Source organism: Synechococcus sp. NB0720_010 (genome assembly GCF_023078835.1).
GTDB lineage: Bacteria > Cyanobacteriota > Cyanobacteriia > PCC-6307 > Cyanobiaceae > Vulcanococcus.
In genome coordinates this window covers 2,383,674-2,394,917 of sequence record NZ_CP090898.1, presented here as the reverse complement: position 1 = coordinate 2,394,917, position 11,244 = coordinate 2,383,674, and the positions used below count along the sequence as shown (strand labels likewise).

General features: G+C 58.1%; 18 protein-coding genes. 9 read left to right on the top strand and 9 right to left on the bottom strand.

What is annotated here, in order from left to right:
• Positions 1-8: 8 nt before the first annotated feature.
• A complete protein-coding gene (locus tag LY254_RS12840; protein ID WP_247477714.1) occupies positions 9-512 on the bottom strand; it encodes a hypothetical protein in 504 nt (167 codons plus the stop codon).
• A gap of 139 nt (positions 513-651) precedes the next feature.
• On the opposite strand from LY254_RS12840, the gene LY254_RS12835 reads away from it, so the two are divergent.
• Positions 652-918: a hypothetical protein gene (locus LY254_RS12835; protein ID WP_247477704.1), complete on the top strand. Its 267-nt coding sequence runs from the start codon at positions 652-654 to the stop codon at positions 916-918.
• A gap of 522 nt (positions 919-1,440) precedes the next feature.
• Positions 1,441-1,632, top strand: coding sequence for a hypothetical protein (locus LY254_RS12830; protein WP_247477701.1), 192 nt, complete (start codon positions 1,441-1,443; stop codon positions 1,630-1,632).
• Between the two features lie 1,348 nt (positions 1,633-2,980).
• On the opposite strand, the gene LY254_RS12825 is transcribed toward LY254_RS12830, so the two are convergent.
• Both LY254_RS12825 and LY254_RS12820 read right to left on the bottom strand, forming a co-directional pair.
• Positions 2,981-4,240, bottom strand: coding sequence for a cytochrome P450 (locus LY254_RS12825; RefSeq protein WP_247477699.1), 1,260 nt, complete (start codon positions 4,238-4,240; stop codon positions 2,981-2,983).
• 323 nt (positions 4,241-4,563) lie between these two features.
• Positions 4,564-4,815 (bottom strand): hypothetical protein, encoded by a 252-nt coding sequence (locus tag LY254_RS12820; protein WP_247477697.1) that lies wholly within the window; start codon positions 4,813-4,815, stop codon positions 4,564-4,566.
• A gap of 121 nt (positions 4,816-4,936) precedes the next feature.
• On the opposite strand from LY254_RS12820, the gene LY254_RS12815 reads away from it, so the two are divergent.
• Positions 4,937-5,236 (top strand): hypothetical protein, encoded by a 300-nt coding sequence (locus tag LY254_RS12815; RefSeq protein ID WP_247477695.1) that lies wholly within the window; start codon positions 4,937-4,939, stop codon positions 5,234-5,236.
• A 525-nt stretch (positions 5,237-5,761) separates the two neighbouring features.
• Here LY254_RS12815 and LY254_RS12810 read toward each other — a convergent pair.
• Positions 5,762-6,040 carry a hypothetical protein gene (locus tag LY254_RS12810; protein WP_247477675.1) on the bottom strand — a complete coding sequence of 93 codons (279 nt, stop codon included), beginning with the start codon at positions 6,038-6,040 and terminating at the stop codon, positions 5,762-5,764.
• A gap of 458 nt (positions 6,041-6,498) precedes the next feature.
• Between LY254_RS12810 and LY254_RS12805 the strand changes: the two genes are divergently transcribed.
• Positions 6,499-6,681 (top strand): hypothetical protein, encoded by a 183-nt coding sequence (locus LY254_RS12805; protein WP_010316152.1) that lies wholly within the window; start codon positions 6,499-6,501, stop codon positions 6,679-6,681.
• A gap of 330 nt (positions 6,682-7,011) precedes the next feature.
• Here LY254_RS12805 and LY254_RS12800 read toward each other — a convergent pair whose 3' ends face one another.
• From LY254_RS12800 to LY254_RS12785, 4 genes are all read right to left on the bottom strand, one after another.
• On the bottom strand, positions 7,012-7,455 hold the full coding sequence (locus LY254_RS12800; protein ID WP_247477674.1) for a hypothetical protein: 444 nt from the start codon (positions 7,453-7,455) through the stop codon (positions 7,012-7,014).
• Between the two features lie 74 nt (positions 7,456-7,529).
• Complete coding sequence (locus tag LY254_RS12795; RefSeq protein WP_371820472.1) at positions 7,530-8,051, bottom strand: alpha/beta hydrolase; 522 nt, start codon at positions 8,049-8,051, stop codon at positions 7,530-7,532.
• 406 nt (positions 8,052-8,457) lie between these two features.
• Complete coding sequence (locus tag LY254_RS12790; RefSeq protein WP_010316143.1) at positions 8,458-8,625, bottom strand: hypothetical protein; 168 nt, start codon at positions 8,623-8,625, stop codon at positions 8,458-8,460.
• Positions 8,626-8,726: 101 nt separating this feature from the next.
• Positions 8,727-9,068: a hypothetical protein gene (locus LY254_RS12785; RefSeq protein ID WP_247477670.1), complete on the bottom strand. Its 342-nt coding sequence runs from the start codon at positions 9,066-9,068 to the stop codon at positions 8,727-8,729.
• A 269-nt stretch (positions 9,069-9,337) separates the two neighbouring features.
• Here LY254_RS12785 and LY254_RS12780 point away from each other — a divergent pair, with 269 nt between their 5' ends.
• From LY254_RS12780 to LY254_RS13005, 4 genes are all read left to right on the top strand, one after another.
• Positions 9,338-9,487, top strand: coding sequence for a hypothetical protein (locus LY254_RS12780; protein WP_247477668.1), 150 nt, complete (start codon positions 9,338-9,340; stop codon positions 9,485-9,487).
• 78 nt (positions 9,488-9,565) lie between these two features.
• Positions 9,566-9,742 carry a hypothetical protein gene (locus LY254_RS12775; protein WP_010316135.1) on the top strand — a complete coding sequence of 59 codons (177 nt, stop codon included), beginning with the start codon at positions 9,566-9,568 and terminating at the stop codon, positions 9,740-9,742.
• 4 nt (positions 9,743-9,746) lie between these two features.
• Positions 9,747-9,926 (top strand): hypothetical protein, encoded by a 180-nt coding sequence (locus LY254_RS12770; RefSeq protein ID WP_247477667.1) that lies wholly within the window; start codon positions 9,747-9,749, stop codon positions 9,924-9,926.
• A gap of 166 nt (positions 9,927-10,092) precedes the next feature.
• On the top strand, positions 10,093-10,221 hold the full coding sequence (locus tag LY254_RS13005) for a hypothetical protein (RefSeq protein ID WP_010316132.1): 129 nt from the start codon (positions 10,093-10,095) through the stop codon (positions 10,219-10,221).
• A gap of 2 nt (positions 10,222-10,223) precedes the next feature.
• Here LY254_RS13005 and LY254_RS12765 read toward each other — a convergent pair whose 3' ends face one another.
• Complete coding sequence (locus LY254_RS12765; RefSeq protein ID WP_247477665.1) at positions 10,224-10,949, bottom strand: hypothetical protein; 726 nt, start codon at positions 10,947-10,949, stop codon at positions 10,224-10,226.
• A 113-nt stretch (positions 10,950-11,062) separates the two neighbouring features.
• On the opposite strand from LY254_RS12765, the gene LY254_RS12760 reads away from it, so the two are divergent.
• Positions 11,063-11,242 (top strand): hypothetical protein, encoded by a 180-nt coding sequence (locus tag LY254_RS12760; protein WP_247477663.1) that lies wholly within the window; start codon positions 11,063-11,065, stop codon positions 11,240-11,242.
• Positions 11,243-11,244: the final 2 nt, after the last annotated feature.

The window sequence follows — 11,244 nt, the reverse complement described above, 5'->3', positions numbered from 1 at the left end:
TAAAGGCATCACCCCTTAAAGGATTTACCCTCTCGTGGCTGAGGCTTCCCTTTGTCGGCAGCACTTTCAGCGATGGGCTGCGAAGCCATCACCCCATTCGCCACCTCGAAGGCGCTGGCCAGGTCGCGCGTCATGAAGCGGGCGTAGTTGCCCATATGCACTTCAAGGCTGTGGCCCATGGCGTCGGCCATCTGCTTGGGCTGCAGACCACGCCCGTGCCCAGTCGCGCTGTAGCGATGGCGGAAGCTGTACGGCACCAGTTCTTGGCCCTCAGCCGCGGCCTCAGCGGCGATTGACTGCCAAGTCGGCTGACGCTTCAAGAACGTGCGGATCGCCTCGCCTGCCTTGCCTGGCTGCCCCAGCGGCGGCAGTTCCTCCCCAAGGTGAACGCGCTGCAGCAGGCTCCAATCCACGGGGCCGTCAACGTCATTCACCAGCAGCGGGTAGAGGCGACGCTCAGCCGTGCGGGCTCCTTTCTTGCCGCCCTTGCTCTTGCAGTAGGTGGACCACAACTCGGTGCGTCCGAGCGGGGAATGCCATCGCTCCACCCATGGTCATGAGATGTGGGTCGGGAGCTGTTGCCTGACGCAGTTGCTCTAGCCCCTCCATTCTCTTTTGAAATCGGAGGGGCTGTTGGTGATCAGAGCGAGGATGGCTGCATCAGGGAGCGGACGACTGGCGATGACCGATGCCCAGAAGATCGTTCTCACCTCCGTGCTCTCGACGATGTTCGTGCCGGTGATGTTCCTGGCACCCAGCTTCTGCACAGAAGCGACCGGTAACTGGCAGTCAAACCTGGGCGCCTGGCTCCCGAGCGCGTTGTCCGCTCCAGTCGCCGCGGCTGTCCCAATAATTGGGTTCGCCCTTCCTTGCGGCCTCTTTGCCTGGCTCCTCTCCAGGATCTGGATCAAGAACTAACGCTTGGGTCGGGGAGCTCCTTGAGTCCTAAGCGATCAACCAGCTTCTGCTGACCACGAATGAATCGCTTGCGCTGAGGGCTGTCGTAGTCACCTTCGATCAGTTCCAGGAGATGTGGGTCAACCTCCCAGCCAGCACGTAATCGGGTGTAGGCCTCCTCCCTGTCCATGGTCAGGACGACTCTCTCAGTCGTCGTCTGTTCTGATCTGGCTGCATCAGCAGCAGGTCTTGATAGTCGGCAACGCACTCCAAACACTCGCAAGGAACGCCATGGAGATCCCAGCGGTCCAGCGTGTAGCCAGTTAATGCGGCTTCGTCGTTGTGGAACTTGGTCACATTGAGGTGACGAAGGTCGAGTGAACGCTCTCGTGAATCACAAAGGGGCGCAGTCGTGCAAACCGCCCATGTCCTGGGGATCACACTGTTTTTGGTAGCCATTGCTCCTCAATCGCTAGATGTCTTCCACTTTCAAGCCGAAGAGGATGCAGTCTCTGCTGATCAAAATGGAGATCAGCAGAGCAAATGGACGAGGCAGCAGAAGCGATTGGACTGGCTGGGTTCGGCGGCGGCGGACTCAAAGCCCAGCAAGACAATGAGAATCAAGCAAATGCGGCCCACATAACTGATAGGCGCATCTTGAAAGTCAATTCATTCATTGCGCTCACGAGCACCCAGCCCTGCAAAACATGTAGCGATCCCGAAGCCGGTCTTTAAAATGCTTGAGGAAGTGCAAAATCTGTAGAAGCCTGGACAATATTCATCGCGAGCTAGAGCAATGATCATTGTTCAGCGTTTTGACGCGGCAGGGCAAATATGGGTCGACGAGGTGGTGCGGCATGCTTGGTGGAATGCGTACACCACCACAAAAGCCAGGTGCTGGGTTTCAGGAAGGAGTTACAGAATCGTGTCTGGACACAGCGGTGATGTGCTGCATGAGTTCCCGGTAGACGAGTACGGGAACTGCTGTCGACTGAAAGACTTGAGACCTACAAAGAGCCAACGACATCCCTGAGCCACTAAGCGGCTAACCAGAAGTGGATGCAAAAGCTGGCGTCCTCTTTTCTGAGCAAAGAATGGCGGACCGGTGGCACCCGTCTCTTTTGGGGATCCACCTCTCCGCCGCTGAGTCGCCTGAGCAGTGACCTCGCAATCAACGTGGGTGCTTCTTCAGGTAGGCAAAAACCGTTTGGTCATGAGCCGTCGTCCAAGACTTGCGCCCGTGAATCGCAATCGCAAATTCAACAGCATCGATTTGCCGCTGTCTCTCGCGGTGCGATGCTGCATCGAGAGTTCGCATCATGCACTCGTTCATCAGACCCTAAAGCTGGCGTTCCTGACCTAAACCACCGCTGTCCTCAGTCACCAGTAAACAGTGCTTGAGGGAGCACAGGAAGCCTCTTCAGCACAAATGCATCAGACACCAGCAGATGAAATGCGGCGTAGACCTACTTCGCCCTTATCTCTCGCCAATCACTACGCTGGCACCAAAAGCGAGACCGAGAAATGGTGAAGACCCTGTCAGCATTCTTGATCACATTGGTTGCAGCATTGCTGCTCAATGTAGCGCTAGTTTCTCGACACTATGATCAAAAGCCGCGTACATATGAACCCGAGAAAATAACCAGTGGAGACATAGTCCAGCTCAGCGTGCAGGAGTTACTCCCCCTAGAGATCAATCCAATCTTCGAACCTTCGACACGACGTCAACAACCAACCCAATAGCAGAAGCGACCAATACTTCGCATCTCCAGCCTGCGTCTTCCAATGCCAGGAAAACTGGCGATGACTTGGTTCTTTTCATGAACCCATCCGCTGCTGGATTGCCCGAGCAGCCGCTGTCATGAGCGTTGGACGAATGAGTGCAGTAGACCGACGCACCCTTGCGATCGGTCTGAGAAGCGGTGCTGTTGGCCTTGCCGTTGGCTATGGAGTTGCTCGGATCAGGCGCTGAGGATTGCACCCGCAACCCCACCTAGGCCATAACCGAGTTGGAGGCGCGGTGAAGACAGCGCTGTCCGAGCGGGGGCCCACCACATGGCCCCCAATAACTCGAACCTGAGGGTCAGCGTGCTGTTGCGCTCACCATCAGGCCTCCCCGTGGGATGGGGCTGGGCACCAGCTGCAGCGAAAGATCTTGATCCGGCTCCAGTTCAAGCTGAACCTGCTGCAACAAGCCAACGACCATCAAACGAATTTCCAATTCGGCCAGGGCTTTACCGAGGCAGACCCTCTCGCCACCGCCAAAGGGCAGCAGTGTTTGCCCAAACGAACCATCGAGATGGCGCTGCGGACGGAACTCCGTCAGGTCTGTGCCGCTGCTGGTCGCCGTTGGCGTGAGCGCCACCTGGATCACACTGTTCGCTGGCACGGCCACATCAGCCAGCTCAATCGCCTGCAGGCTGCGGCGAAAGAACCCACCCACCGGCGGGGTTTGCCGCATCACCTCGAGCACGGTGGCATCCAGCTTTTGTGACTGCACTGCTGTGGTCGCAGGCCACCCAGTGGCCATGACATCGCTCTGCAGCCAATCCATCACCTCCGGATGCAGCAGCAAGGCGCGAAACAAGCAGCTCAGCGATGACGCGGTGGTTTCGTAACCAGCGAAGAGCAGCAGCAGCAGTTGCTCCGCCAGATCGTCGTCCTCCAGAGGAATCCCCGCCTCATCCAGGCCACCACTGAGGAGATCGAGGCCACCTTGATTGCGGCCCTCCTTCAAGACATCTTTGATGCGCTTCAGCAACCGCTGGCGAGCTGCCAGGGCTTTGGCAAAGGGTGTGCCCGGTATCGCCAAGGGAATCGAGAACAGAGCCTTGGTCCAGATCTCAAAGTCAGCGAACAGGGCGTCACGGCGATCCGGATCGAGCCCTAACACCGTGGAGGCGATCACGGCAAAGGCGAAGCGGCGCATCCTCCCGGCCAGGGGAACTGGGCCACCAGCCGAGGTCAGCTCCTCTGCGAGCTCATCCACCAGGCCAGAGATCGATGGGGTGTAGCGGGCTAGGGCTGCACTGGAGAACAGCTGACCGACCACACGCCGGCGGGCCTTATGACCCGCTCCACTGCGGTTGGCGAGGGAACGACTGCCTAGCAGCTGTTTGACACTCTCAGGCCACCAGCCCTCAAGTAACTCGCCTTGGCGAAAGAGATCGTTGATCGCCCGTTCGCCGCGGATAAAGACGATGGGCTGGGTCAGCAGCTTGGTGGCAAAGACATCGCCATAGGTCTCAAAGCGCCTCTGGGCAAAGCTCGGATCGCCGAAGAAATCAAGGGTTTCCTTCAGGCCGCTCACCGCACCGGTGTTGGGCAGGGGCTTGACAGGCATGGGCCCAGGCGCGCGCAGGCGATCAACTTATCGATTGGATGACGGCGTCAGCCAGAGGGGGCTGGGTCATCAACACAGGGGCCGGATCCGTCAACGCCTTCAGATAGCGACGACGCTGCGCGCTGTCCTCTGGACGAGCCTCCTGTTTCGCGCCATCCAGGCCGGAAGGGCGCTGTCCATTCAATGGCTGCTGCAGTGAAGTCAAAAAAAATCCCCCTGCCCACCGGAAAGTGTCAGGGGTGAGCTATTCCGTCCCCCCGTTTCGGGGTTGAGCGAATCATCGGATTGATCGTCACAATCGCGATAGCCCCATTTGGGGGTAATTACACAGCAGCAGCCGTAGTGGTCTTGCGTTGTTGGACGGCGTAAACGGCAGCTCCTGCGGCTGCAACGGCCAAGCCACCGCTGACCGCAAAGAAGACCAGGGTCTGAAGAAGCAGCAAGAGGGCGCCCAGACCTGAGAAGGTCGCAATCCGAATCTTGGACTTGATCAAAAGCGTCAGCAACAGAATCACCGTGGCCTTCAGACTGAGGATCTTGGCTCCAGCAATGGGGCAAAAGGGGTTGTGCAGCATGACGGACCGAGCACTCCACCCATGCTGGTGCCGCCATCGCAAGAGCGCGAGGACAGCAGCAAGCAACACCCTCTGCCCGCGGCACTCCCTGATAGCGTCCAGCTCACTCAGATGGGCGGCAATGCTGACTGGACTCTTTGGCGTATTACTCGCGGCCCTCTCCTTCGTTCAAGTGCCTCAGTGGGACAACGACTGGACAAAATGCTCTGTGTCCGTCCCCGACACCGCATGCCACTGGTATGTCGTCAATCCGGACAACACCTTCGGGAAAGGATTCAGCTGGATCACCGCTCCCAAATTGGATGTTGCGGCGCTGCAAGATGTCGCAGCACAACATGAATTCACCGTTGAAAACGGTTACCAGACGACGGTTGAACTGATGGATTCCACCTCGTCAGTGAAGTACGGAGACGACTACTAAGCCTCAAGACCATCCTCGGGCCGGAGGCTGGAGGATTGAATCACTCTTCAAGGCGCGACTTACACTCCCTTCGTCGAGCGATAGTTGACACCGCGGCGCATCAGATTCGCTTCTTGAGTTGTACATTGAAAGAGGGCGTGGTGCCTGTTAACACACCAGGTTTCATGGCTATACCCCCACGGCGAGCCGAGCTCAGATGACGCCTCATGCTGGACACTGTTCAGCTGCGCAAGAGAAATCTCGACGATGATCTGATCGTCTAAAGGATCAACGTTGTAATCGAGCACAGTTCCCCCCAGTGCGATAGATGAAGAGGGGCCTCTGCAGAGTGATGATCCCCGCGGAGAACCTTGGAAGCAAAGGATCCTCCCTATGCCTTGAGGTGGCACTCCTCAGTTATGGCCTGCAAAGAGGGAAAGGGCTATGAGCATTTGAACGGATGCAGAACTCCGCCAAACGATGCACGGCTCCAGAGGAGCCTTTGCTCAAGGCTCTAGAGATCGCTGCCCATTGAACCGACGGTCTCTAAAGGACCATGAAAAGCTGGCCCTGACGTGAGCGCAGGCAGGAGCTCAGGATCCAAAACAAGCCGCTGATAACGCTTGGCCTGCGCGGACCAAAGGTCATCATGGCTGCTGTCCAATACAAGTGACCGATCTCCGGCAACAGGAAGCAGAATGAACTGATCAAACACGAGAAGAACTCAATAGCAAAAGATTTTTTGACGACAATCGGCACGCAAGAGGAGACGGGAAAACGAATGGTGCCTTGGAAAACAGCGGAGATATCAGAAGGAACGCTCATCCACTTCTTGATCAGCCAAGAACAGGCCCGAGAAGTTCTAAGCCGTAGTCAGCGGGAAACTGCTCGCAACAATGAAGCCGAAAAAATCCTGTCCTTGGTCCAGACAAACCCCAAAGCGGAGAAAAGACGCTTGAACACTGCCGTCACGCGCCCGCAATGGGGATTGGAATGAACTGGCCGTGGTCGCTATGGGCGACAACAAACCGATATCTGAGCCTTACTCCGTGTATTTCAGTCGATGTGAGCGGCGACCATGCAGTGAAGGGCCGACGCAGCACGCCTTTGATGTCAGACATCAACCTAACACCGCAGCGACAACATCCAGCCTCTCCACAAGGGGCATCAGCATGGATGTCAGCGGCCAAGTCAGATCAAAGGACAACGGAAATTCTTCTAAAGCTTTTGGAACCCAGCACCAGAACGGCCTATCAAGAGTGTGGTTTCTGTTGCCTCAGGCAATGCTCGGTTTTGATGTGACCGCCCAAACTCCCCACGGTGAGAAGCGGGTGCACCTGGTCGCGATCAACGAATCCGTGGCCCTGAGCCTGGCCAAACGGGCCTTTGGCGACCATCCCCTGAGCATTCGCACCTGCACCGGGCCAACCCGCCGGCAGCGGGATTCAATCCCCATCGAGGACTGAGTCGCCAACTGACGCCTTGCCACAAAAAAGCGCCCCCGAAGGGGCGCATCCAGCACTTGCGGCAACGATCAAAAAATCGGCACCACAACCCGGCTTAAACCGGCCAACTGAGCCTGCTCAAGACGCTTGGCCTTGAGGATCTGGGCGCGGATAAGGGCGAGAGTGTTCATGGCATGAGCCTCGAGATGACAGCCCCGTTCCCTGCTGTCAAATCATGCATCCCCAAAGGGGACGAACGTCTTCAAACTGTAGCGACTGCTACCGCTCAAAAGTGTGCCCTGGTGTACTCGGTCCTGCATTAAGGATTGCAGATGCTCAATGGCGCGCGGCTCATTGCACGCTGTTCTGAATGTTCAGAAGTGCCTTGCCATCTGCACTGACGGAGACCTCGGTGATCACCGCAGGAGACCGTCCTTCCATCTCCCAGCCAGGAGGTCCGCCGGAAAACCGAAAGACGAAACCCAGGGCATCGGCTCGCATCAAACAACGCTGACGCGCAAGCGTTGTCGAAAACATGCAGGCCGCCGGCACGTACTGACCCAACCCACCGTTGAGTGCCACTGCTTTTGTCCGCGCCAGATTCATTGCACGCTGAAACGCTGGCCCCTCCTTCTGCAAGCGCTCGATCTGATCAAAGGTCTGCTGAACGCCCTGTGCACTGGCCTGGATGGGCATCCAGGGCACAACAGACAGGAGCAACAAGGCTTTCAAGAGAAAGCGTTTCATCTCTTTCCCTTCCAGAACAGAACGAAGAATGCGCGAACTCTGGTGCAAGCCAGACCTGGAAGCAAGCACAGAAAAAAGCGCCCCCGAGAGGGCGCTCAGATCACAAGAGAATCACCCCCGGATCACCAGAGACCGCGCACGGGTTGCTTGACCGGCTCGGGAGCTTCGGCGGTGTAAGCCGCGATGCAAGCCGGGGTGTTCATGTACCAGCTGAGCAGCGATGTGGCCTGCTGGCTGTTCTCAAGAGCGTTGACATCACAGACCTTCATTGAGCCCTGGAGGCGCTGGTCGGTCGGCAACATCTTCATCATTCCGTAGCTCGAGAGCTTGCCGTCGGCTGAGTCGAGAATGATGGCGCTACGCACGGCCTGCAGGCTGTTCTGCTGGCTGTAGTAGGGGGTGTAGTTGTTCTCCTGAATGCTCTCCTTCAGGAACTGCTCGCCCTTGGGGGAATACAGGAAGCGAGCCACAGCGGCTACATCCACGCTGTATTGCTGCTGAAGACCAGCCTGAAGCTGCTCCCTGGACCAGCCGGACAGATCCGAGAGGTTCTCAGGAACGGGGTTATCGATCACCTCTGCACCGCCGAGGGGCAGCAGGGTGTTGGAGCGAACAAAGCCATAGCCGACAGCACGAGCCGTCATCCGTGGCCCGCCATGGGGAGGAATAAAAACGGCTTCCCCATAGGCAACTCCAGACTCATCCGAGGAGAGAGGCAATGGGGCCTGGGGATTGGCCTGGGCTGAGAGGCCCAAGAACAAACAACTTGCACCAGCAAGAGGAACAATCAGTTTCAACATGGAAGGCAACTCGAGAAGGACTCTGCAAATGAACCCTTCCCGATATGGAAACCCCAAGAACCAGGCAGCTCAGATCAACTCTTTGTCTTTATTTTTGAACTCCAAGGGGCGCAGATAACAGACAAATTGGCTACAGAAAGACCGCAAGATGTAGCGAGAAGAACAAACGCGGCCAGGAAAATATTTCGCGCGAAAGAAAAGCATCAAGCCAGCCAACCCCTGGCGACTCAAAAGGCGCACGCCGCTTGCGTCATCGGATGTCAATCGGCGGGGTCTGCTTGCTGGTGATCCGCTCCACCTCTGCTGCTCGACGCGCCGATCCCGCCTCGCCCAACTCAACCGGAAAGCGGTTGGTCTTGAGGTTGCTCTGAAAGCGCCTCCAGAAGGAGCGGAACTTGTCTTTGCAATGGGCAGCCATCTCACCTCTGTCGAAACAACGACTCAAAGAAAGGATCAGCTGATCACTGTCGAATGCTTTCGCAGCTCAGGCAATGGGTATTCAGGCCGATTGCCATGGGCTCAAGCAACCGCCGGCTGATCCAACTGCCAGCAGCGGGAGCCCTGCTGCGTGAAGACGCAGAGGGTGCTCAGCTCCGGACTGGTGACGCGATACGTGCGGCCATCGGCCTGACTCTTGAGCATGGCCTGCAATTCGGCGAGCTCCCGCTGCTCGTGCTCCTCTGACTGACTCCAGCCCTGGGGTGTGAGTCGTTCAATCCTGAACATGAAACCCTGCATGTGGTGGAGCACAAGCTCGGTCGCTCCAAGCCAATTAGGGGCAATCGACAGAAAAGCTTCGGGATCAAGCCAGCAGTAATCACCCTGCCGGGGAACGGGGAGCCAGCCCCAGATGAGCAACACTTGCGCTCCGCGGCCAAGGACCCAACCAACATCTCGATACCTATGAAGTGACCAAGCCCGAGGGCCACTTGATGAGTCCCATTGCAGACGTCGTCTTAATCGCGCTCTTCCTCTGGGCTGCCTTTGCCGTCGTGCGCAAGCGCACAGCACGCAAAGGTGGCGCCTAATCGGACCAGCCCTAAGCAGAAATACTCAACCAGGGGAAACGGTTCGACTTGAACCAGTCGACCGATCCGCTTCAGCAAAGGTCTTGCGATTGCAGGAGAGCCATGGGGTTCATCGCCGTCTTTGCCGCTTGCTACGCCGCGGGCGCGGCAGCAGTGCAACTTCAAAACACCGGCAAGGCCCGCGCCAAGAGCGCAGTTGGAATCTGGGAGACCGGCTCACGCTTCTCCGCCCTGAAGCAAAACAGCTACTGAGCCACCCCGAGAGCAAAGACCAATCCACAGCTCCAGCCAGCGCGAGACAGAATGTAAAGACTTCGTTACAGATCTCTCATGTCTCTCGGGGCTGTCTTTCTGAGCTCGATCGCCACAGGGGTCGTCACCGAAGCCGAGGTGTCCTGGATTGCCTCCCACCAGGGTTCCTTCAACCGGCGCGAAGCGGCAGTGGCCCTACGGCTTGGGCGCCTGCTGGATCAAGGCACGGTCAACCTTGGCTGCCGCCTGGGTTAGCCCCATGTCGAGCGAACAAACCCTCGAATGGACCGAGGAGGAGACCCTCCAGTACTGGTGGTCCATGCGCCGAGCGATGGAATCAGCCGGTGACCGCTCCAGCGCGATCTATCTCCGCTCGGTGGCCATCACCGAAGGGGAACCGGACCCACTCGCAATCGAGATCAACAACCCAACCCGTTGACAGCCGCTCAAGACCAGGGCCATAACCGCTGAGGAGACGGGCGAGTGCATTCCCCCGTTGTCCGATCCGGGGGGCCTATTCCGCCCCCCAACCAACACTCCCCACCGGCCAAGCGATGCGGGAGCTGTTGGCTACGCGTCACACTGAAGCGAGCGTCCGCAGGGGAATGAAGCTCGACAAACAACAGCCTTGGGGAGTCTGGGCCTTTGTCATCGGCCTCAATCTCGTCGGATTCACGGGCTACTTCATCCTGCGGGCCATGGGGATCACCCTTTATTCGATCCACGCCCACTGAGCTCAGCGCAGACAGCCCGGTGGATAACCCTGGGGCAGGGGCGCGCCCCAGTTGTTCTGCGGAAGCCCGCCGAAGGGAGACCCATAGGTCTGTTTGAGCATCTGAAACCCAATCGGGCTAGTCGAGGTCGCAGGGTCGAAGTCGACCACCCAGAAGTAGTCGTAGTTGCTGCCTTCCCATTTGGCAGGAACACCGGAGAGCTGCTGAAGATTGAGCAGTTGACGCAATGTCACCGCCACGCCATCGCTTTGGTTTTCCAGGCGCCTGCTAGCGATGTTGAGGTGCTCCCAGGTCATGACCAGGGTGCGGTCGTGCCAGGCCGGGTTGTTCAAGACATCAGCCGCCGCAAGTTTGGTCGCGGCATTCATCTCCTCTTGCAGATCCACATCGCGGCCCTCCATCGGCACGACGGCATAAGCGGTGATCGGTAGCCCCCAACTCGCAGCAGAGGGAGCCGCCAATTCCAAGGTATGGAGGGTGATTGCCAAGAACGCCGCCGGTGGCTGACCAGCAAACACAGACGGATCGCTAGCCCCTCGGCCCAGGTAGGTGTCGCGAATCGCTAGGGAACGCTCTTGCCCGAGGCTGCATAGGGCGTAGTCGTTCGCCTTCTCCCCGTGGCGCAGCAGGATGATGCGCCGCGGAACCGCCTGGACAGGAGACGCAAAAGCCAGCACCAAGCTGCCCGCCAGCAGCCAACGACTGCAGCTTTTCTTGAACGTCGTCACCCATGAGCCAGGCCGCTATCTCGTCTCTAGCCACGGGTCCTGTCACCTGCCGAAATACTGCTGACCGCACGGAAATAGAGACCCGTAGGACAACTCCTTCATGCCTTCCATCCATGGCAGAAGCCAAGCGGATATGCCGCACCTCCCGCGGCTCCACGATTGATGCGGTCGGCAATGGTCGCTATCGCGTCTGCGATCGCAACCTGAAGTGCGCCGAAGTCGAAGGACTCTGGACCGCCTACGAAACGCTGAAAGATCAGGAGTGCCGCAACCCTGTTGCCTGGCACCACTGAAC

Bases quoted from the DNA above. Each gene is read 5' to 3' on its own strand.
- LY254_RS12835 (WP_247477704.1), top strand. From the start codon at position 652: ATGGCTGCATCAGGGAGCGGACGACTGGCGATGACCGATGCCCAGAAG.
- LY254_RS12830 (WP_247477701.1), top strand. From the start codon at position 1,441: ATGGACGAGGCAGCAGAAGCGATTGGACTGGCTGGGTTCGGCGGCGGC.
- LY254_RS12825 (WP_247477699.1), bottom strand. From the start codon at position 4,240: ATGCCTGTCAAGCCCCTGCCCAACACCGGTGCGGTGAGCGGCCTGAAG.
- LY254_RS12820 (WP_247477697.1), bottom strand. From the start codon at position 4,815: ATGCTGCACAACCCCTTTTGCCCCATTGCTGGAGCCAAGATCCTCAGT.
- LY254_RS12815 (WP_247477695.1), top strand. From the start codon at position 4,937: ATGCTGACTGGACTCTTTGGCGTATTACTCGCGGCCCTCTCCTTCGTT.
- LY254_RS12810 (WP_247477675.1), bottom strand. From the start codon at position 6,040: ATGAGCGTTCCTTCTGATATCTCCGCTGTTTTCCAAGGCACCATTCGT.
- LY254_RS12805 (WP_010316152.1), top strand. From the start codon at position 6,499: ATGCTCGGTTTTGATGTGACCGCCCAAACTCCCCACGGTGAGAAGCGG.
- LY254_RS12795 (WP_371820472.1), bottom strand. From the start codon at position 8,051: ATGACGGCTCGTGCTGTCGGCTATGGCTTTGTTCGCTCCAACACCCTG.
- LY254_RS12790 (WP_010316143.1), bottom strand. From the start codon at position 8,625: ATGGCTGCCCATTGCAAAGACAAGTTCCGCTCCTTCTGGAGGCGCTTT.
- LY254_RS12780 (WP_247477668.1), top strand. From the start codon at position 9,338: ATGGGGTTCATCGCCGTCTTTGCCGCTTGCTACGCCGCGGGCGCGGCA.
- LY254_RS12775 (WP_010316135.1), top strand. From the start codon at position 9,566: ATGTCTCTCGGGGCTGTCTTTCTGAGCTCGATCGCCACAGGGGTCGTC.
- LY254_RS12770 (WP_247477667.1), top strand. From the start codon at position 9,747: ATGTCGAGCGAACAAACCCTCGAATGGACCGAGGAGGAGACCCTCCAG.
- LY254_RS13005 (WP_010316132.1), top strand. From the start codon at position 10,093: ATGAAGCTCGACAAACAACAGCCTTGGGGAGTCTGGGCCTTTGTCATC.
- LY254_RS12760 (WP_247477663.1), top strand. From the start codon at position 11,063: ATGGCAGAAGCCAAGCGGATATGCCGCACCTCCCGCGGCTCCACGATT.